This window comes from Reichenbachiella carrageenanivorans (assembly GCF_025639805.1).
Taxonomy (GTDB): domain Bacteria; phylum Bacteroidota; class Bacteroidia; order Cytophagales; family Cyclobacteriaceae; genus Reichenbachiella; species Reichenbachiella carrageenanivorans.
The window spans coordinates 2044067-2065095 of record NZ_CP106735.1 but is presented as its reverse complement, the minus strand read 5'-3'; the positions used below and the strand labels follow the sequence as shown (position 1 = coordinate 2065095).

The 21029-nt window shown below is 42.9% G+C and carries 16 protein-coding genes; 8 read left to right on the top strand and 8 right to left on the bottom strand.

Translation table 11 applies throughout. The features are described 5' to 3' along the window. Positions 1-4: 4 nt before the first annotated feature. From N7E81_RS08195 to N7E81_RS08180, 4 genes are read right to left on the bottom strand one after another with little or no spacing between them, the layout of a single operon-like run. On the bottom strand, positions 5-1399 hold the full coding sequence (locus N7E81_RS08195) for a TolC family protein (protein ID WP_263052808.1): 1395 nt from the start codon (positions 1397-1399) through the stop codon (positions 5-7). Next, positions 1392-2729, bottom strand: a complete 1338-nt coding sequence (locus tag N7E81_RS08190; RefSeq protein WP_263052807.1) for an HlyD family secretion protein — start codon at positions 2727-2729, stop codon at positions 1392-1394. Before N7E81_RS08190 ends, N7E81_RS08195 begins: the two co-directional genes overlap by 8 nt. A gap of 26 nt (positions 2730-2755) precedes the next feature. Then, positions 2756-4474: a peptidase domain-containing ABC transporter gene (locus N7E81_RS08185; protein ID WP_263052806.1), complete on the bottom strand. Its 1719-nt coding sequence runs from the start codon at positions 4472-4474 to the stop codon at positions 2756-2758. A 34-nt stretch (positions 4475-4508) separates the two neighbouring features. Beyond that, positions 4509-5216: a TetR/AcrR family transcriptional regulator gene (locus N7E81_RS08180; protein ID WP_263052805.1), complete on the bottom strand. Its 708-nt coding sequence runs from the start codon at positions 5214-5216 to the stop codon at positions 4509-4511. Positions 5217-5405: 189 nt separating this feature from the next. On the opposite strand from N7E81_RS08180, the gene N7E81_RS08175 reads away from it, so the two are divergent. From N7E81_RS08175 to N7E81_RS08155, 5 genes are read left to right on the top strand one after another with little or no spacing between them, the layout of a single operon-like run. Then, complete coding sequence (locus N7E81_RS08175; protein WP_263052804.1) at positions 5406-7676, top strand: TonB-dependent receptor; 2271 nt, start codon at positions 5406-5408, stop codon at positions 7674-7676. A 4-nt stretch (positions 7677-7680) separates the two neighbouring features. Next, positions 7681-9057, top strand: coding sequence for an HmuY family protein (locus N7E81_RS08170; protein ID WP_263052803.1), 1377 nt, complete (start codon positions 7681-7683; stop codon positions 9055-9057). Beyond that, positions 9057-9500 carry a DoxX family protein gene (locus tag N7E81_RS08165; protein WP_263052802.1) on the top strand — a complete coding sequence of 148 codons (444 nt, stop codon included), beginning with the start codon at positions 9057-9059 and terminating at the stop codon, positions 9498-9500. Before N7E81_RS08170 ends, N7E81_RS08165 begins: the two co-directional genes overlap by 1 nt. Before the next feature lie 42 nt (positions 9501-9542). Continuing rightward, positions 9543-10481, top strand: coding sequence for a DUF6607 family protein (locus N7E81_RS08160; protein WP_263052801.1), 939 nt, complete (start codon positions 9543-9545; stop codon positions 10479-10481). Positions 10482-10521: 40 nt separating this feature from the next. Then, positions 10522-10845 (top strand): DUF6686 family protein, encoded by a 324-nt coding sequence (locus tag N7E81_RS08155; protein ID WP_263052800.1) that lies wholly within the window; start codon positions 10522-10524, stop codon positions 10843-10845. A gap of 6 nt (positions 10846-10851) precedes the next feature. On the opposite strand, the gene N7E81_RS08150 is transcribed toward N7E81_RS08155, so the two are convergent. Genes N7E81_RS08150 through nadA form a run of 3 tightly spaced genes read right to left on the bottom strand, consistent with a single transcriptional unit; the run spans position 10852 to position 14977 of the window. Next, the gene (locus N7E81_RS08150; RefSeq protein WP_263052799.1) at positions 10852-12408 is read right to left on the bottom strand and encodes a M61 family metallopeptidase; all 1557 of its coding nucleotides are present in this window, start codon (positions 12406-12408) and stop codon (positions 10852-10854) included. Positions 12409-12460: 52 nt separating this feature from the next. Further along, complete coding sequence (gene nadB / locus N7E81_RS08145) at positions 12461-14014, bottom strand: L-aspartate oxidase (RefSeq protein WP_263052798.1); 1554 nt, start codon at positions 14012-14014, stop codon at positions 12461-12463. Positions 14015-14017: 3 nt separating this feature from the next. Then, positions 14018-14977 (bottom strand): quinolinate synthase NadA, encoded by a 960-nt coding sequence (gene nadA / locus N7E81_RS08140; RefSeq protein ID WP_263052797.1) that lies wholly within the window; start codon positions 14975-14977, stop codon positions 14018-14020. A 225-nt stretch (positions 14978-15202) separates the two neighbouring features. Between nadA and N7E81_RS08135 the strand changes: the two genes are divergently transcribed. The 3 genes from N7E81_RS08135 (at position 15203) to N7E81_RS08125 (ending at position 20075) form a co-directional block, all read left to right on the top strand. Beyond that, positions 15203-16303 carry an AI-2E family transporter gene (locus N7E81_RS08135; protein WP_263052796.1) on the top strand — a complete coding sequence of 367 codons (1101 nt, stop codon included), beginning with the start codon at positions 15203-15205 and terminating at the stop codon, positions 16301-16303. An 81-nt stretch (positions 16304-16384) separates the two neighbouring features. Beyond that, positions 16385-17362, top strand: coding sequence for a hypothetical protein (locus tag N7E81_RS08130; RefSeq protein ID WP_263052795.1), 978 nt, complete (start codon positions 16385-16387; stop codon positions 17360-17362). Positions 17363-17366: 4 nt separating this feature from the next. After that, positions 17367-20075: a CHAT domain-containing protein gene (locus tag N7E81_RS08125; protein WP_263052794.1), complete on the top strand. Its 2709-nt coding sequence runs from the start codon at positions 17367-17369 to the stop codon at positions 20073-20075. On the opposite strand, the gene glpX is transcribed toward N7E81_RS08125, so the two are convergent. Next, positions 20061-21011 carry a class II fructose-bisphosphatase gene (gene glpX, locus N7E81_RS08120; protein ID WP_263052793.1) on the bottom strand — a complete coding sequence of 317 codons (951 nt, stop codon included), beginning with the start codon at positions 21009-21011 and terminating at the stop codon, positions 20061-20063. The two genes, N7E81_RS08125 and glpX, sit on opposite strands and share 15 nt — an antisense overlap. Between the last annotated feature and the right edge of the window lie 18 nt (positions 21012-21029).

Here is a 21029-nt window from a genome sequence, read left to right as displayed (position 1 = left end):
TCTTTTATGATCCGCTTTGAAGTTGGTTGACGAAATAACCGCTTGACCAATTCACCATTCCTACTGCCCGACCATACTCTGCTTCTAAATTGACCAACTTCATTTCAGCTTCTATTTTTTTGTTTTCTCTGCTATTTACCAAAAAAATAGAACTCTCTCCATTTCTAAATTTCACTCGCTCACCTTCTAGTAGACGCTTATAATTCTGAACTATCAGCCTTTGCTGCTCAAGCATTTCGAGCAACACAATAAGTTTGCCGTAGGACTGAAATACTTTATTCGTTACTACTCTCGACTTGTTAGTCAATTTCAAACCACCCTCTTCTAGCTTCAGTTTGGCTTGCTTTAGTTTGGCTCTTTCTTTCCTTACGAGTAGAGGAAAACTAAACTCAAACCCACCTTTATAATTATTAGAAAGCCCTGACATAGCTTCGTCTGAAGATCCGCTAGCCATCAAGAAATTGTAATTCAGGTTGAGCACGGGTTTTATATTTTCAGCCGACATTTTTTTATCCAGTTCTAGTGTCATCAAATTAGCTTGCAAAGCTTTCAAATCAGGATGGTTGCTTATGGCATAGTTTATATACTCATCTACCACTAGTATGTCCTGTTTTTGCCAAACGGTATCTGGGTGCGACTCATGTACTTGAGTAGAATCCCAAATAAAATTCTCCATCTGGATACCCGCATTCTGAAAATCGAGCTTCGATTTATTAAGTTCATTTTTCCAACTTTGAACTTGAATCAATGATTCCACAGAGTCGATAGAAGCTTTATCCCCATTAAAAACACCAGCACGTATGCCATTGAACCGTTCGGTGATGAGTGCTAAACTAGCCTCTGCCACTTTCATCTTCTGATAAGCCTCAAACCAGTTCCAATAGACATAATTCGCATCCAGCAACAGATTATTATAAACGGCGTTGGCCTGGCTGGCTAAGTTTTTTTGCTCTGCCATGCTTTTCTTCAAGTCAATATTTCTGCTGTTATGAATAAGCCCTTGCCCTATAGGAACACTGATTCCTGCATAATAAAGACCATCCGAGGGAACGGTATGTTCAGGATTCAAATACTGTCCTCTGTTTCGTTCATAGCCCGCTTTGAGATCTACATTCAAGGCAGTTGGTATTTTCACATAGCTATCCCACACATCGTAATAGTTTTTGCCTTGGAATTGCTTGGTTTGAAATTCGGATACCAACTTTGGATCGAATGCACCTCGTGCCTGACTCACTACAGCTTCTCCTCTTTCCAGAATGAGTCCGGCTTGCTTAGCTATGGGATGGTGTGTGCGCACTAATTCATAGAACTCATTTAGGCTTAACTGATTCAGGTATTGCTCCTGCGCCAGCGTTTCAAAAGCACATATGACAAGTATTATGGTTAATAGCTTATTCATATTTCACCTCCTTTTTCAACTTAGCTTCTTTTTCTTCCTTCGTGTAAAAATCGGGAGGAAAGCCATTTAGGTTTCGCCACAATTCATACCATACGGGGACATTATTTAGTAAAGCAATACCGTACGCCCCACTACCCAATCTCAACAAAGAGGGCCATGCAACATCTTGCTTATCTGGAGCTACCAGGACTCTAAACATGCCATTGCGGGCCACTTTGTCATAGCCCACAATAGTACCTCCGAAGGTTCCAAAAGACACATCTGGCCAGCCATTAAAGACCAATGCAGGCCAGCCATCAAATTGCAGTCTCACTTTCCTGCCTTCTCTTATCAGTGGGAGGTCGAGCGGTCTGACGTGCAACTCCACGGCCAGTTCTGTGCGCTCTGGCACAAACGTGAAAATCTGCTCCCCTTCTTTCAATATTTCTCCAATTCCCGATTTGGTTGCTTTCGTGATATAACCATCTTGGGGAGCCAGAATGTAATAGAAACTAGCTCGTTTTGTATAGCTTTCGTGTTGGATAGAAAGCTTATTATATTGACTTTCTGCTTCCATTTCTCCAGATAGCGCCGTCATTTTATCCGACTGCGCCTTAGCTATTTTTTCGCGATAGTCATTTTCTACTGTACTTAGGTTGAGCTCTGCATTGATGTATTGACTCTGACTCGCCAACCATTTATTCTCAGCCGACATTTTTTTGTTATTAGCTTCTTGAAGCTTTTGTCTCTTACCTTCTAGTTCGGTAAGTGACTTCAGCCCTTGATCATAAAGTTTTTGCTGTCGGCCGAATTGCTTCTGGGCAATATCAAGATTCACCAGACTTGTCTCAAATTCCAAACTATCAGACCTTAGTTTTAATGAAGATTGGTGAAGGTAGTTTTGCGCTTGTCTAAGTTTTAACGCTTTATTCTTACCTAAAGCAGCTATTTGCTGATCTAGCGCCTGACCTTTTCTCAGATACGCTCCCTTAGAAGCTTTCTTTGCATCTGCTTGATTTTTAGTTTTGTCCACCAAGTTAGGATCTAAATAATCTGTCTTCATTTCTGAAAGGTGAAGGATTGTATCTCCTTTTGCGATCAGCTCTCCCTCTCTCACATACCACTTTTCAATACGACCAGAGATCACTGAATTGATCGATTGCTCACGGCCATCTGGACTCAACGTAATCAATGTCCCTCTTGCCCTAATGTTCTGTGTCCATGGCAAGAACAAGCCAATGAAAATAAGCCCGAAAATCCCACAAAGTAGAAAAACAAACTTCTTGGTAGCATGTGAAGACATGACTTCCTGATAAGACGAGAAGTCTTTTAAAAGCTTCTCTCTATCCATTGGGTTATTGGAAATATTCAACATGGTTACTTGGGTCTCTTTGTACTTAGTGATGAAGAAATGTCTACTATCTTGCCATATTCTAGCGTGACCACCCGGTCACAACTATTAAGGATTAAGGGGTCATTAGTCACTGATATAAGCGTCCATTTCTGTTCTTTCCCTGTAAGGATTTTACTAATCCTTTTTCTGTCTTCGAAATCGAGGCCTTGCAATGCATTGTCCATGACTACTATCTTGGGACTCTCTGCAAGAGTACGTGCCAAAATTAATTTCTGCTTGACGCTATCGGATAAACCCTGACCTTCAGGGTTTATCATTGTAGCCAAACCTTTTGGTAAATTTTTCAAAAAGCCATTGAGACCTACCTGGTCTATTGCCCTCAAAGTATCTTCGACTGACACGTCATCTTTGCCTACAGAGATGTTTTGAGCCAATGTCCCATGAAACAGATCTTGAAGGTTCAAATTGTCTCCGATGACAGACCTAAAACTGATAATATCAATGTCTGCGAACGGTATACCATTAAACAATATAGATCCAGTATAATCCTGATACAACCCTGAAATTATAGATATGAGAGTCGTTTTTCCTGACTCATTGTTTCCTATAATTCCAATTTTCTCGCCTGCTTTTACGTGCAAACTTACTTTGTCTAAGGCATAGGATTGACTGCCTTCAAACTGATAAGACAAATTGGACAATTCTAGAGAAACACCCTTTTCATTAGATACATCAGATAATGAAATACCTCCTTCTTTTTCTAATGAAATATCCGTCACCTGTCCTAACTTTTCTAAACCTGTCAAAACATCGTATACCGTTTCCATGGTCAAGATCAGCTTCTCAGCCGAGCTAAGTACAAGAAGTATGATGATCTCAGACGCTACAAACTGTCCAAGGTTGATTTCCTGTTTGATAACTAAAATACTACCTAAGATCAAAAGTCCTCCGGTAATGATCGTTTTGAAAGCTACAATATTCGAGAATTGAAAAATCAATACTTTGAAATGCTGCTTTCTATATTTCAAATAACTGGCCACATACTCATTGGTTTTCTCTGTAGGCAATGAGGTTTCTCCTGCCAATTTAAAAGTACCCATCACTCGAGCCAATTCTTCAAGCCAGTGAGCCACCTGATACTTATATTTCGATTCTAGAATGCTAGTTTTCAACCCTTTAGGCCCACTTAAATAAAAAATAAGTACCATCAAACTAACCAATAGAAAACCAAAGAATACAAAAAATGGATGATAGAGAGAAAGTAGAATTAGACCAAACAAGATCTGAAGTGTGGAACTAGAAAAATCGATTAAGATCTTGGGCAATCCCTTTTGGACATTGAGTGTATCAAAAAACCTATTCATCAACTCAGGTGGATAGAAACTAGTCACAGACTCCATTCGAAACCGTGGAATTCGATAGGCAAACTCAAAGGAAGCTCGTGTAAATATCCGCCGCTGCAAAACCTCTGTCAGGCTAAGTTGCAATACCTGAATGACTCCTGAAGTGGCCACTCCAATGACCACAATAAAAATAAGCAGCCCCCAAGAAGCCGAAAATTCTGCACTGATTACAAAAGCAATAATGGCTTGGATACCCAAGGGTAAAGACAAGTTGATCAGCCCATTAAATATAGCATAGGCATATATGATAAATATCTCCCTCCTGTCTAATGCCAGCATTCTAAAAAGACGTCTTACGGGAGACAACTTTTCATCATCTATTATTTCTTCTCTATTCATATCAATAGTATTACTATCATTCTAGGACAAAAAATTATTTAAGTGACGACTTCACCGCATGCTTAATAAAGCCAGCTATTTGAACCTCCAATTTCAAATCTTTCCCAACACTCAGCTCTGTCAGAGAAGGAAGGTGCTGCGCAAAAAATGACTGCTGATGCGCAGCCTCCATAAACGTGCTAACTAGAGCTTTAGGATATTCGTATTTGGGATTGATTTCTTCAATTACCGAAGATATTGTCCCACATAGTTCCTTATAACCTCTAAACAGCCCCTTCTTATTTATCTCATCCACCTGACGATTGAGGTATGTTTTATCTGATTCACTATCAATTACATGCCGAAGCTTAGAAAGACTGATACCCGGAACATCCAATACTTTTGGCAAATCATAAGAACCACAAACGATATCAATTATACGATCCAGTTTTTCTGAAGGATTAGAAATATGATGCGTTTCAAATGCAATGACATACTCCAGCCAAGCCCAATAGTAGCTAGACAGATACAGTAGAAATTTGTGCTTATTCTTAAAATATCGGTAAATAGACGCTTCTGTTGAAGCAATGCATTCAGCCAATTTTTTAAATGTAAATTCTTCAAAACCAAGGCTATCTAACATCACGAGCCCTTCACTCACTATCCTCCTACCTAAATCAGAAGATTGAGGATCTTTTTTGAAAAATTTATCACCAAGAATAATTGAGATGGAAGACATATTGAAAGTATCACTATCAATCACAAAAGTAATAATATTTATGCAAATTGTATTCCTATCAATAGATGGCAAAAAAACATTTCATACTATAGCTATATCTAGTAGTTACTGACTAACACTAGTGATTCTAATTTCCTTATCAATAGCGATTGTGAGCCCAACTTAGTTTCTCAAATTTTGCATTGTTTAGAATTATTCTAAATAACAAGCAAAATGAAAAGACTCAAATATATACTCATCATCTGTCTATCCACCGCACTTGCAGCTCATGCACAGGAAGTAAAAATCATAAGCAATGATGAACCCGTTTCTCATGCGACTATCCAGGTCACGGATCTCAACCAAACCGCTACGGCATACTATATCTCCGACGAGACTGGGACAGTCAGTATCGCTCAGACACCGCCCTATATCGCCACCATCAGTCATCTCAATTTCAAAACCAAAACCGACACCATTCACCACAGCAGCAAACAGCAGTGGCAACTCTTCTCCAAAGAAAACACACTAAACGAAATAGTAGTCACAGGCCAATATCAAGCACAATCTGTCAAACAATCGGTATATCAAGTAAACGTACTCGATGAAGCTAGAATACAAGCACAAGGCGCACAATCCTTAACAGAAGTTTTGGCCAGCGAACTCAACATCCGATTTAGCCGAGACAATGCCACAGGCAGTTCTTCCGTGAGCCTTCAGGGGCTTTCTGGTCAGAATGTGAAAGTACTCTTAGATGGAGTGCCCCTCGTAGGTCGCAGCGGAGTCAGCAATGAAATAGACTTAAATCAAATCAATATAAACACCATCGAACGCATAGAAATCATAGAAGGTCCCATGGCAGTAAACTACGGTGCCGATGCACTTGCTGGTGTGATCAACGTCATTACCAAAACCAACCGTCATCAAAAGTGGAACCTAAACATGGGTATTCAAGAAGAAACTGTTGGCAAGGAATTCAGCGTCTTCGATCAGGGCATACACAACGGGTACCTCTCAGGCAGCTATCGGCTCAACTCTCATTGGTCGGCTCAGGCCGATACCCGAATACACCGCTTCGGCGGATGGGGTGGCACAGGAAGAGACCGATTATGGTATCCTAAAAATCAGTTTTTCCAATCGGGTCAAATCCACTATGATTCGGAGCGATTTTCTATCTACTACCGACTGGACTACCTCAACGAAACCATTGAAAACCAAGGAGCACCAGAGCAGATCTCTCCTCAAAGTGATCCCTATGCCTTTGACAAAGAATATCTCACTGACCGCTGGATACATCAGGTGCAATCCGAACTATCCCTAGGCAAAGGAGCCATGCATACCGTGATTTCCTATACAGACTACAATCGACAAACGCACCGATTCAAATACTTCTTGCTCGATGGCGTACCGAATATAACGACCACAGACGGGCAGGACACCATCGCATTTCAAACCACTTTTTTCAGAAATACACTAGACGATGTGGTACAGTGGCACTTAGGCAATACGACCTGGCACACCCAACTAGGCATAGACGGTACTTTCGAAAGTGCTCAAGGTACTACGCTAAGTTCTGGAGACAAACACATGACCGATTTGGGACTTTTCGCCTCTACCGAAATTAGCATGGGTGACAAACTCAAAATACGCCCTGGCATACGCCTGACTTATAATTCCATCTTTAACGCCAACCCCTCGGCCTCGATCAATCTCAAGTACAATTTTTCCCCGCACTCACAACTGCGATTGAGCTATGGTCGAGGGTTTCGTGCCCCTTCTCTACGGGAGCTCTATCATGAATTTATCGATGCCAATCACAACATAGTGGGCAACGACGAACTCGAACCAGAATATTCAAACAATATCAATGGAGACCTGACCCATCAATTTAAAGACACAAAGTGGAGTTTTAAAGTAAGTAGCTTTTACAATGACGTACACAACCGCATCTCCTATTTCACTCCTGAAGGCACCAATCAAACGACGACCTATACCAATATTTTGGAATATAAAACCTTAGGCACAGCTGGACAGGTAACTTATCAAAGTAAAAAACTGACATTAAAAGCGGGACTGTCTTATATCGGTCGATATCACAACCTGAGTGAAGATGCTTCCGCTCAAAATATCCCTCAATTTTTATACTCTCCCGAATGGATTACCCAATTGGGATACGACCTATTTGACACAGGCATCAGATTGTCGGCCTTTTACAAATGGGTAGGAGCTAACAAGCAATATCTGTCTATAGAAGATGATAATGGCAACTCCAATCCCGAAATCCGCCAGCTCAACGACTACCATCTACTCGACCTTAGCCTCTCTAAAACTTGGAAAGACGTACTCACCGTAGGAATGGGGGCAAAAAATGTAATGGATCTCACCACTATCAACAATAACATCAGTACAGGAGGAGCCCATAGCAGCAACAGCGATGGTCGCTCATCAGTTGCCTATGGGCGCTCCTTTTTTATGAAGATCAGTTATCAATTTATTAAAAACTAAAACAATGAAAAATTTGAGAATTACCACCTATCTACTGGCTGGCCTGCTTTTATTAGGCTTTACGGCATGCGAAGAGGACGAAGCAATACCTGTACGAGTAAACTTCTCCAATACGGAAGCGGGCATTTCACAAAGTAGCCCATCAGCAGATATTGAAATTTCGTTTTCCAGACCTGCAGAAGCGGACGGTTCACTTTCCATCAGTATTGCCAGTGAAACACTTACTTATGGTGAATCAGCCGACTTTTATACTTCTCCATTGGCCACCGAAAACGTAATCACTCTCCCATATACTGTTGGAGATGAGTCTGTATTGATAACGGTAATGGCTGGGTCTGCACTTAATATTGAACAGGATGAATCTATTACACTCACTGTTTCTGATCCAGCACAAATACTGGACTTAGGAGATCAAACAGAATTTACGGTTATGTTTTCTGAGAATTTTGTTGCGTTATCTGGCACAGTAGTGCTAGATGCTGGCGGCCCTACGTTTAGTCACCAAGCTTATTTTGATTTGAGCAAAATCACACAAACCAAAGTAGACAAGTACACTTGGGATTTAGGGTTTTCGACGGCAGGTGACCACCGCGTGATCATCAACAATCCTGCAAAAATGATGGCACAGCAAATTGACAAAAATGATTTGACGAAAGTGACCGCACAAGATACCGTCGGTTTTGGCGCTGCTCAAAACTTCGGTGCCTACAATGGTGATGCCGTAGACTGGGTAGATGCACCCGATGGCGACTTAGATTCGCTAGCACTCAATAAGGTATTGGCTACAGCCACAGACAACAAAGTCTATATCGTAAACCGTGAAGGAGACGGACGAAACTGGAAAAAAATCAGAATCCTACAAAACGGCACAGGCTACACCGTACAGTATGCCGATATCGCATCCAGCACCTTTCAGACGGCAGACATCACGGTAGATGAGTCTTACAATTTTAGCTTCTTCGACCTGGACAACGGCGCCACCACGGTAGAGCCCGAAAAGAACAGTTGGGATCTGATGTATGGCTCTTTTACCAACGTAGTCAACTTTGGATACAACGTACCTTACGCCTACAATGATTATGTCATCATCAACCGAAACAACACCGAGGTAGCTGAAATAGTCCTCGCAGACAACGTGAGCTACGACGGATATGCTTTGTCGGATGCCCAAGCACTCACGCTGACTGCCGCCCAAAATGCCATCGGCTCCAACTGGCGCAATGGCGGTAGCCAAACCACCGCACCATCGCTGAAAGAAGACCGCTTCTACGTGATCAAAGACGCAGCCGACAACTACTACAAGCTCAAATTTACCAGCATGCTGAGCGCCGAAAATGGCGATCGTGGATATACCAGCATACAATATCAATTATTGAAATAATGAGTAAAATAAGAATTCTGATTTTAGTAACACGGATAGCCCTAGGTGGGCTATTTGTTTACGCTGGCGCACAAAAATTTGTGCCCAAGCCCCCTCGTCCTGCCGCTGAGCAAGGGGTGGAGCTGCCCGATCATGTGGTCAAAATCAAATCCATGATCGGCGGATTGAAAGGAACTGGCTACTTCTGGCCACAGCTTGGTGTAGCTGAGATCGTATGCGGACTACTACTAATCAGCCAGCTCTATGCGTTGCTGGGTGCGGTCATGCTCGTGCCGCTTTCGCTCAATATCTTTTTGTTTCACCTCTACCTAGAACCTCACGAGGTGGGAGAATTGATCCAAACCGGCTTTTACCTATTGGTCAATCTAGCACTACTCGCCTACGACTATCCAAAACTGAAAACCGCATTTTTAACCGGCGATGCTGGATCCATTAATAATTAAACCTTTTAAAGAAATATTAAAATCAATAAAGTAAGCATAATTATGAAAAAAGTAATGATCGGACTTTTGCTCATTTCCACGACAGTGGCCTATGGACAAAAACAAAAAAAAGAAGATATCGCAGCCATCAAAGCCATGTGTGGATGCTATGATATCCGTTTCAACTTTGCCGAGACTTTCGCTCCCGACAAAGACTATGAGTTTCATGAAAACTACACTTCTGGCGCATTGGAATATGTTTTTCCTATTTCAGAAGATAAAGACAAAATTGTATTGCAACACTTACTAGTGATAGGCGACACGATGATTATCAAACATTGGAGACAAGATTGGCTGTATGAAAACACTGATTTTTATGTATTTGACAAAGAAAATACTTGGAAATACGTGTCTAAAACACCCGCCGAAGTAAAAGGCCAATGGACACAAAAAGTGTATCAGGTAGACGATAGCCCACGCTACGAAGGATCTGCCACTTGGGTGCACGTAGACGGCAAAGACTACTGGGAGAGCAAAGCCGATGCGCCGCTGCCAAGAAGAGAGTTTAGCAAGCGAAAAGACTACAACGTGATGACCAGAGTCAACCGTCAGGAAATCACAGACTACGGCTGGGTGCACGAGCAAGACAATGATAAAATCATTCGCTCTGAAGACGGAGACATACTACTCGCACAAGAAAAAGGCTGGAATACTTACACCAAAACAGACGACAGCAAATGCGACGTAGCCAAAGCGTGGTGGGACACCAACCAAGCCTACTGGGCAGATGTAAGACTGGTCTGGGACGAGTTATTTGCGCAAAACAAGACCCTAGCGATCAACATGAAAGTAGATGATAAAATCATGTTTCAACGACTATTCGCACTAGAAAAAGAAATGATAGCTGCTCAGCCATATGACTCCGGAGTGGCTCAAAGCAAAATAAAGGAAGCTATTCAAAAACATTTAAAGAGCGATCAAATGCTTACTTCGTTGAAGTAAAAAGTCAGCTGGGTGCCAGAAGGGTGCCCAGCGCTTTATTATGAAAAACTGCAAACCACATATTCTATCTCAAGGCCCGTACCTTAGCATCACCAACTGTGCTTGCTGCAAGCGCGTAGGCGTACTATACAAAAACCTACTCATTGGCTATACACACAAAGAGTTTTCAACCTTTGTGAAAAACTACAGTCGCATCGATTTTGAAGCACATGCCGTCTATTTTCCTGACGATTCTACTCGTATCATCATCAAAACGCCTCATCAAGACATCCAGCTCAACCTTGATTATCAAGAATTCTGCGAACTGAAAAATGGCCTACAAGAAAGTGCCCTCTTACTAGATGCCTATCAGCTCATTAAATAAAAAGGCTTACATATTCTTTGACCAAGCCGCAAATAGAGTAGCCTGATCAACTGTAAGGCTGCTCATTTTGCTAAATCCAAAATCCAATGGATCATAAGCAATTCCAACTTTAGAAAAGTAAGCGGCAATAGGCAATGGCTGGGTATCTTTGATATAATCATCAAAAAAATCGGCTATCTCAGGATAGGTCATATTTACAAAAGTATCGAAAAAACCTACCTCAGAGAAAGCATGATCTGGCCCAAATTCATCAATCAGTTCCAGAATCACTTCCCGCAGCCCATATGTGCCACCAGATAGCTCCAGTAGCCTGATGTCCAACAGGCTCGCCACCACGGCACCTCTATTGTAGACGTTGTTGAACTGGGGGCTACCCTGTACCGTATAGGCCTCGGTTCCGATTTGCTGCAAGCTAAAATTCAAATCATATTTTGTTTGATCCACTTTCACTTTCTCTTTCAGCTGTGCCAGCAAAGCGACCAACGACATGGAGCCATTTCGATACTGCATAAAATCCGACGCCCACTCGGTCACCCCTTCGTAGAGCCACAAGTGCTGCGAGGGGGTGGGCACTGCAAAGTTAAAATCCGCAATGATCTCGCTATGGATGTTTAAAGGAGTAACCACATGAAAAAACTCATGGGCGGAGATACTCTTGACCAATGGGCCGTAATTCACCTTTTCGTATGGGGCATCCTTGAGCACATAGACCGAGCTTTTGGAATGCTCCAAAGCCCCTGCATTCACATCTCCAAAATGATATAGAAAATCGTATTGATCGGTAGGCAGTACTTTCAAAAATGCCTCGGCATCGATTAAGATTTGATTGACGTCGTCCAACACATGTGTAGCCGTAATCCCATAATATTCACTATACACATGCACATGAATAGAGGCGTCTCCCAAATCCGTAGAACGGCTAGTCAGCTCCCCCAAGAGAATTGGAGAATCTGCCAGATGATCGAAATCTGTGGCCTGATATACGAACTCCTCATAGGCAGGCAGGGCAGTCCCCACCGTCCAGTTGCTCGGGTAAGACAAAGACACAAAGTAGTCCCTTTCCTTCAAGCCTACAGGATAGCCGATCACCATGGGGGTATTTAGCAAGACGTGATCCTCCTCTATAGAGGTACCAGCCATGGCATATATGGGGTATTCCTTTACCTCGGTATCGAAAGTCTCTTTTACCTGATAAGTAATCTTATGTGCGTCAGCAGGGCGACTGATCTGCCACTGGTTGGTACTGATCGCTTCGCTAGGTATGAATTTTCCTTTCTCGTCTCTCACCTCAAAATTCTGCACAAATCGACCCACATTCATGATATCATAAGTGCCGGGTACGGTGGCTGCAAACTGTATCACGGCATGGTCGACAGACAATCCTCCTACGTACATTTCTACTTTGAATGTATCATCAAATCGGTCGTTTAAATCGATATGCACATAAAAAGACTCCGATAGATCAGCTCCTTTGGGCAATACAAAATCTGGTGCGATTCCATCGTCGCACGACACAAGCACCCACAAGAAAAGCATCGTTAGGACTTTAAAATTTACTCTCATATCAATAGTGGTTATTGTCATATAAAGTAAACGTTGTTAGCTTATATTACCCCTATCCTTCTTTGTAAAACCCTCCTCTATTTTCCGTTCGAGCCTGAGATTGCTTCACAATGAGGTAAGCTATAGTAATTAGATTTCGCAACTCAGACAACTGTGGCGAAATCTTGGTCTTCTTATATAAATCTTCCGTTTCCTCATACAGTACTTTCAGTCGATTCATTGCCCGATTGAGTCGCTGGTCTGACCGCACAATACCTACGTAGTTGCTCATGATGGCTTGTACTTCCTTGCGGTTGTGTGTGATCAAAATCAGTTCTTTGGGATTGGTGGTACCTGCTTCGCTCCAGTCCAACACATTCACTATTTTGTCCTTCTGATGAATCAGCTCACTCGATTTCTCATAGCATCGGTGTGCAAATATCAAAGCTTCCAATAGAGAATTGGAAGCCAAACGGTTGGCACCATGCAACCCCGTGCAAGCGCATTCACCACAAGCAAACAAGTTGGCAATTTGGGTCTGACCAAATTCATCTGTCAGGATTCCTCCACACAGATAGTGGGCGGCAGGTACTACAGGGATCATGTCCTTTTTCCAGTCTATGCCCAGTTCTTTGCATTTCTGCAAAATGTTAGGAAAATGGTTTTCAAAGCTAGTGGGTTCTAAATGGCGACAATCTAGATAGACATGCTCATCTCCACTTTTCTTCAGTTCGCTGTCTATCGCTCTCGAAACGATATCGCGAGAGGCTAGCTCTTTGCGTTCATCATACGTTTCCATAAAGAGTGCTCCTGCCTTATTGCGCAAGAGTGCCCCAAAACCACGTACCGCTTCTGATATCAGAAAAGTCTGTCCAGGACGAGTATCATATAATGCCGTAGGGTGAAATTGCACAAACTCCATATGCTGAATACTTGCTTTGGCTCTATAGGCCATCGCCACACCATCGCCCGTAGCTACCTTCGGGTTGGTGGTATTTTGATATACTTGACCAATACCTCCGCTAGCCAGCAGCACGATTTTAGACAAATAGGTTTCTATTTTACCTGTCTTTTCATCTAGCACATAGGCGCCGTAGCACTGGTTGTCATGTTTGCCTTTCCACTCTTTGATGTGGTGATTGGTAATCAAGTCTACGGCAAAATGATGACTCAGCAGTTTAATGTTTTTGCACTGCGATACCTGAGACAACAGTGTCTCCTCTAACTCAAACCCTGTAATATCTTTGTGATGAACAATACGGTTTTGTGAATGACCTCCTTCTCGACCCAAATCAAACCCCCCAAGGGTGTTTTTATCGAACTCTGCTCCCCAACTGAGCAACTCGTTCAATCGATCAGGTGCCTCTCGTACCACCATCTCTACAATATCTCTATCGCATAGCCCATCACCCGCTTTTAGCGTGTCTTCGATGTGCTGCTCGTACGAATCGGTAACCGTGTCTATGACTACTGCCATACCACCTTGGGCATACTTGGTATTAGACTCATTGGCGGCCGCTTTGGTTACTACCGCCAGACTTTTATCAGGAAACCTCTTCGCTACCTTGAGCGCATAGGTGAGTCCTGCCAGGCCAGAGCCTATGATAAGAAAATCGTGTTTGATCATTTATTATTTCGACAATTCAAACATACGCTCTAATGGAACAAGCGCTTTCTTTCTTATTTCTTCTGGCACATCTATTTCTGGAGTTTCGTTTTTAAGGCAGAGGTATAGTTTCTCTAGGGTGTTCATTTTCATGAAATGGCATTCGCTACAAGCGCAGGTATTGTCTTCTTTGGCTGGTGCAGGAATGAGTGTTTTATGGGGTACTCGCTTTTGCATTTCGTGCAAAATACCTGCTTCGGTAGCTACGATGTATTCTTCGGCTTCGTCGGTTTCCACAAAGTGAAGTAGCTTCTCGGTAGATCCTACGAAGGAAGCCACTCTCAGCACTTGCTGCTCAGATTCTGGATGGGCTATAAATTTGGCCTTCGGATTGTCTTTATGCAAATCCAATATTTTGTCCATAGCAAACGCCTCATGCACCATACAAGCGCCATCCCATAGTAGCATATCACGGCCTGTTTGTTGGTTGAGATACTCGCCCAAATTTCTATCTGGCGCACAGATGATCTTCTGGTCTTTTGGCAATGAATTGATAATATCTACAGCATTGGATGACGTACAGATGATATCACTCATGGCCTTGATCTCAGCCGTACAGTTGATATAAGTGACCACAATGTGATCAGGGTGTGCCTCTACAAACGCCTTAAAAGGCCCTGCGGGCGCTGATTCGGCTAGCGAACAACCTGCATTGACATCTGGTAAAATTACTTTTTTTGTTGGGTTAATAATTTTAGCGGTCTCTGCCATAAAATGCACTCCTGCGAATACGATGATATCTGCATCGGTCTCAGCGGCTTTTCTCGACAATCCTAAACTGTCGCCTACAAAATCTGCAATATCCTGAATGTCTGCTTCTTGATAATAATGCGCCAATAAGACCGCATTTTTTTCCTTCTTCAGTCTGACTATTGCTTCCAGATACTCTGCTCTGGTTTTTGGTTCTAATTCCAATTGCTCCATGGCTCTATTTGCTTTCTTTTACTGACAATTGATCTGTCTGAAAGCTCCTTAATTACTTGATAATACAAATTTAATGTAAATCACGGGGTTGAGCGAAAGTGACTCAAAAATAAACTTTGACCACCAACGAATTTTTGATGTGGTGAGCTAATTATTTTACAATATCTTTATTGATTAAAGACTCAAACCAGCGACAAATACTACTATAAAACCAAACAAATAATAATGTCTGCGCTAAACTCAACTAAGACTCCTGATCTTGCTAAGATCACCTACTTACTCCTAAGTACTGTAGCTGTAGTAATGATACTCTACTATACGGAAGAGTACGTAATCCCATTCATCGTAGCCATGCTTATTTGGTTTATCATTCATGAGGCTAGAGAATACCTCGTAAGAATCCCATATATCCGAAACAAAGTACCTGTCTGGCTACAGAGTACTTTTTCTTTTTTAGTGATGAATGTAATCCTGTTTGTGGTAGGCAAACTACTGTACACCAGCATGTCTAACCTCTCTGAAAATCTTGAAGAATACCAGACCAATCTCGTACAGGCCATGCAAGAACTCAATGGCCTTGTAGGCGTAGATGTGGCTTCTCACATGACCAATTATGTGAAAAATTCGGACTTCACTCAGTTTATCGGTATGATGATCGATACTGCAACTACCTTATTTGGCGATGCTTTTCTTATTTTGATATACCTCATTTTCTTATTGGTAGAAGAAACCGTATTCGACAAAAAAATGGAAGCATTCTACCCAAGTGATAGTATTCGTAAAAAGAAATTCGCCTTGCTCAACAAAATGGATCGTAACATCGGCCGTTATCTCCTGCTCAAAACTTTTGTGAGTTTCATCACTGGACTACTGAGCTATGCCGTATTATTCTTTTTAAATATCGATTCTCCATTTTTCTGGGCTATGATGATTTTTGTACTGAACTATATCCCTACCGTAGGCTCGCTGATCGCTACCCTATTCCCAGCTTTTTTTGCCATTCTCCAGTTTGGAGAGTTGGCTCCGTTTGGCTACGTACTCGTATCTGTGGGAGTAATTCAGGTCATCGTGGGCAACATTATCGAACCTAAAATGATGGGTAATTCGCTCAATATGAGTTCGCTGGTGGTCATTCTTTCTTTGACCATATGGGGAGCTATTTGGGGAGTGATGGGCATGATTCTAAGTGTGCCGATTACCGTAATGATGATCATTGTTTGTGAAGAAATTCCAAGTCTGAAGTTTGTGGCTGTTGCCCTGTCAGAAAATGGAGAGCTAAGCACAGACTACACCCAAGCAGAACTGGAAGATCACCCGATAGTCTAACTGAGGGAATTGGTCGAAAGATTCAGTGGTTTAGCCTAAGAAATTGTTAGACCTTAGATTACAATCTATAATATTAAAGCTATGGAAAAAAAAATATTAGGATACCTACTCATATGGACGATACATTTGGTCATAGCCCCAGATGGACTCGTTGCTCAAGGCTGTAGCGATGCAGGTTTTTGCACCATGGGTGCCATGAAACCAGATCAAACCTTCAACAAGAAGGTCGATGTGAAATTACGGTCCATAGAGCTGAGCTATTACTATGGAGAAACCACCTTGTCGCCCATCGTGCAGGTAGCCAATCTGGATGCGTCATTTTCTATCACTAAAAACTTGGGCGTACAAGTAAAAGTCCCTTACCAATGGGTAAATGGGAATTTTGACAATACTTCAGGCATGGGAGATATCTCACTCAGTGCCACCCAACGAGTAAAGAGCACCAACAAATACGACATTAATGCGACACTAGGTATGAAAATACCAAGTAACGATGCCAACAAAAAAGACAGTGGATCTAAAACTCCAGAAGCCGAAGGGCTGTCTCTGCCCATGTATTACCAGACTAGTCTGGGCAGTTTCGACTTGGTGGCAGGTGTCTCTATGATTAGCTCTAAGTGGATGTTTGCCACTGGCATACAGGCTGCGCTCACAGCCAACAACAACCAGTTTTGGCGAGGCGAGTGGCTACCCCCAGTGTACCCAGACGAAGACTATGCCTTGTTGTACCCAAATGCGACCAAACTCAAGCGCGGTACCGATGTAATGATTCGCATCGAGCGCAATTTCAGGTTTTCTAATTACAGTTTCAATGTCGGACTACTGCCCATCTATCGAATCACCAAAGATCAAATTGAGGATCGAGACACAGGCGAATACGTAAAACTGGAAGGGACTACCGGACTTGCGCTCACAGCATTAACTAGTTTCACTTACCACTTCGACGTAACGCATAGTCTCAAAGTATCTTATGGAAAAAAAATCACTGATCGCGAAGTAAACCCCGATGGCTTGACCCGTAAACAAGTATTTATTGTAGCCTATGGATTTAGATTCTAAACACATGAAAAAAAATTACCTCCTGACACTACTCTATTTCATCGGCTCGTTGGCAGCTGCCCAACCTTCAGTAGACAACAAGGAATACCAATCTGCCGAAGCTCTTTTTGAATCTGGCGAATATGTTTTGGCTCTAGCCAAATATGAATCAGCATTGCTGTCACTCACAGCTACAGAAGCCACCCTATGCCAACTGCGTATCGCAGAAACCAACACTCGACTGGGCAATGCCCAAGCAGGCTTAGAACAATGCCAACAGCTGGATGCCAATCTACAAAACGAACCGCTTTTGTTAGCAGAAAGCCATAGTATAAAAGGAGATGCCTACCTACACTTAGGGCAAAACGAAGAAGCCATAGAATCGCTACTCGCTGGCTTGGCTCTATTTGAACAAGGCAAAGCCACAGACTCAAAAGAGCAAGCCAGTTGTTACAACGATCTCGGAATCGCCTATTGGAACAATGGCAACACAGACCTATCTCTACAATATTTGCAAAACGCACTAAATCTACGCGAGCAACTACATGGGCAAAACCATCCTTCCGTGGCCGATACATACAACAATATTGGGCTGGTAAATGCCGACATCAATACCTTTGCCTCGGTGATCTATTTCAAAAATGCACTTACCATCTACCGTTCTATCTACGAGCCAAATCATCCTAAAATCGCACTCGTGCTCAACAATCTGGCTCTGCAATACGACGAGCAAGAAGAATATGCCAAAGCACTAGAATATCTCCAACAAGTATCCGCCATCTGGGATCAACTATATACAGGAGATCATCCGAGCAAGGCATTTACCGCTTTTAGTATTGGCAATCTGTACTACCACCAGCAGGCCTACGACGAAGCTCAAGTCCACCTAGATCAGGCCTTGATCATGTACAGCAGATTGTATGGCAATAAGCATCCAGAGATTGCCAACATTTACAACCTAAAAGGCGACATCTATCAAAAACAAGGGGAGTATAAAATGGCCGTAGAAATCCTGCAAATGGCCATATACGCCAATCTTGCAGGACAAGAGCTCACGGATATTTATCAAAATCCGAAATTGGAAAATTACTACAATGCCGACATCCTACTGAGCTCGCTACAGCAGAAATCGGACGCCTTTGAAACGTATCATTACAACAAAACCTTGAAATTCAGAGACCTTAAAGCAGCGCTCGAAACCCTCGAGAAAGCCGACGAGCTAGTAAGTCACATTCGCCAGATTCGCTTGAGCGAAAAGGATAAAATCTCCCTAAGTGCCAAGGCATCTGAAATCTATGAAGCGGGAGTATCGCTGTCGTACCAAATGAGTCAGGTGGTCTTCTCCCCCCGACTCTACTTGGAAAAGACGTTTTATTTTGCTGAAAAAAGCAAATCGGCTGTACTATTATCTGCCATCCAAGACACCAATGCCAAAGAATTTTCAGGCATCCCCTCTGAGCTAATCGCTACCGAAAGTCAGATCAAGTCCGACATCGTAAGACAAGAACAACTGCTCGCTACCAATCAAGCACCTGAAAAAGAAGCAGAACTGAAACAAAAACTTCTCTCTCTCAACAACCACTACAACGACTTTGTACGAAAGCTAGAGACGGATTACCCCAATTACTACAACCTGAAATTTAACGTGAAGCATGTAGAGCTACCTGCACTACAAAGCGCACTACCCCCAAAAACAGCGCTGATTACACACTTTACTACCGAAAACAGAATTTATACTTTTTGTGTAACTGCAGACAGCTACGAAGTCTACAATCGACCCAAAGCCGAAGACTTTGACAAGCAAATCATGGGGCTCAGAAATGCCATGAAATACGACGTGAAAAAATCGTTTCTCACGACTGCACAGCGGCTATACAGTGAGTTATTTCCCATGAAACTCAAGAGTACTATCGATCAATTGATTATCATTCCAGAAGGCAGCTTGTCCACGATTCCGTTTGAGACACTGGTGACTGATTCGAAATTGACCGATGAGATCGGTTATTCGCAAATGCCATATCTAATCAAAAAATACAACATAAGCTATGACAACTCCGCTACTTTGTTTGTACAGCGAAAAAAAGAAATTGAGGAATACAAAGGTGCCACAGAAGACATCCTACTCATCGCTCCTATCCACTTTAGCCAGCATGCATATCAAGGGCTGACTAGCAGACTCAACGACTTGCCTGGTTCAGAAGCAGAAATCAATGAGATCAAATACCTATTCAAGGCCAAATCCCGAGTGGCCGACCTACTCACAGAAACAAACGCATCGAAACCCAACGTTACTGACCCGTCGATCAAAAAATACAAATACATCCACTTTGCTACACATGGGATGGTCAACGAGTCCGAACCCAATCTCTCTCGCATATTCCTACAAGACGGCAGTTTGTACTCTGGTGATATATACAACATCGACATCGATGCAGATCTGGTCTGCTTGAGTGCTTGTGAAACGGGATTAGGTAAAATATCGAAGGGTGAAGGGATCATTGGGCTCTCCCGTGCCTTGCTCTATGCCGGTGCCAAAAATCTGGTCGTTTCTCTCTGGACAGTCGCCGATGAGTCTACCTCTAAACTCATGATAGACTTCTACAACAATCACTTGTATTCGTCGACTTACAATACCTTTAGTGGTGCACTGAGAAAGGCCAAACTGTCGCTCATCAATGGAGAACAATACAACCGTCCATACTATTGGGCGCCATTTGTACTAATCGGTGAGTAAAGCGTAGAAGTCGTTGTCTATTTCGCCGGCTTCTGGCCCTATCACTAGGTACTCTACGACCATCTCCCCAGACGCACTGTCTTTAGGCTCGTCTAGGAGCAACCCTGCGGTGACTCCAGCTGCAGCAAAAACCGCCCAATCAGATTTCACCAAATCTTTCAAATAAAGCACACGGTCTAAGTCACAGCCTTCTTCCAAAAGTGCTTGCCGCTCCTCGTCCTGCTGTGGGGCTAGTTTGCCTTGCATATCTCCCCCCAGTGCCAGCACAGCCGCTGCTGTGATGACCGCCTCTGGTGCCCCTCCGATTCCCATTAGTGCATCTATCTCGCTATCCGATATCAGTGCAAGCACAGAGCCTATTACATCTCCTTCGGCATGAAGGTCTACGCGAGCACCAGCGGCTTCTATTTCTTGTCGGAGCGATACATGTCTAGGCTTGTCCAGCACATAAATCACAAGATCTTCTACTTTTTTATGTTTCGCTTTCGCAATCGCTTGCAAATTTTCTGTCGCAGATTTGTTGATATCTATGGCGCCTTTCGCCTCTGGGCCAACTACAATTTTGTTCATATAATACGCACTACCAGCATCCCAAAAAGCACCCTGATCTGTAGCCGCTACTACAGCAATGGCATTGGGCTTGCCTGCTGCCATGAGCGACGTGCCTTCTACTGGGTCTATGGCTATGTCTACTTTCATCCCCTGTCCGTTGCCTAGTTTTTCCCCCACATAGAGCATAGGTGCGTCGTCTTTTTCCCCTTCGCCTACACGCACTACACCATCCATCTGTGCGACTTCAAATGCCTGACGCATAGCATCTACTGCTGCTTGATCTCCAGCTTCCTTTTCTCCAGTTCCTACAAATTTTTTAGCCGCTGCGGCAGCACTACACACTACTGCCTTGAGGTCATCTACCAATTGCTCCTGATCTATCATAAGGACAAAACTAAACGC

Bases quoted from the DNA above. Each gene is read 5' to 3' on its own strand.
- N7E81_RS08195 (WP_263052808.1), bottom strand. From the start codon at position 1,399: ATGAATAAGCTATTAACCATAATACTTGTCATATGTGCTTTTGAAACG.
- N7E81_RS08190 (WP_263052807.1), bottom strand. From the start codon at position 2,729: ATGGATAGAGAGAAGCTTTTAAAAGACTTCTCGTCTTATCAGGAAGTC.
- N7E81_RS08185 (WP_263052806.1), bottom strand. From the start codon at position 4,474: ATGAATAGAGAAGAAATAATAGATGATGAAAAGTTGTCTCCCGTAAGA.
- N7E81_RS08175 (WP_263052804.1), top strand. From the start codon at position 5,406: ATGAAAAGACTCAAATATATACTCATCATCTGTCTATCCACCGCACTT.
- N7E81_RS08170 (WP_263052803.1), top strand. From the start codon at position 7,681: ATGAAAAATTTGAGAATTACCACCTATCTACTGGCTGGCCTGCTTTTA.
- N7E81_RS08165 (WP_263052802.1), top strand. From the start codon at position 9,057: ATGAGTAAAATAAGAATTCTGATTTTAGTAACACGGATAGCCCTAGGT.
- N7E81_RS08160 (WP_263052801.1), top strand. From the start codon at position 9,543: ATGAAAAAAGTAATGATCGGACTTTTGCTCATTTCCACGACAGTGGCC.
- N7E81_RS08155 (WP_263052800.1), top strand. From the start codon at position 10,522: ATGAAAAACTGCAAACCACATATTCTATCTCAAGGCCCGTACCTTAGC.
- N7E81_RS08150 (WP_263052799.1), bottom strand. From the start codon at position 12,408: ATGAGAGTAAATTTTAAAGTCCTAACGATGCTTTTCTTGTGGGTGCTT.
- nadB (WP_263052798.1), bottom strand. From the start codon at position 14,014: ATGATCAAACACGATTTTCTTATCATAGGCTCTGGCCTGGCAGGACTC.
- nadA (WP_263052797.1), bottom strand. From the start codon at position 14,977: ATGGAGCAATTGGAATTAGAACCAAAAACCAGAGCAGAGTATCTGGAA.
- N7E81_RS08135 (WP_263052796.1), top strand. From the start codon at position 15,203: ATGTCTGCGCTAAACTCAACTAAGACTCCTGATCTTGCTAAGATCACC.
- N7E81_RS08130 (WP_263052795.1), top strand. From the start codon at position 16,385: ATGGAAAAAAAAATATTAGGATACCTACTCATATGGACGATACATTTG.
- N7E81_RS08125 (WP_263052794.1), top strand. From the start codon at position 17,367: ATGAAAAAAAATTACCTCCTGACACTACTCTATTTCATCGGCTCGTTG.
- glpX (WP_263052793.1), bottom strand. From the start codon at position 21,011: ATGATAGATCAGGAGCAATTGGTAGATGACCTCAAGGCAGTAGTGTGT.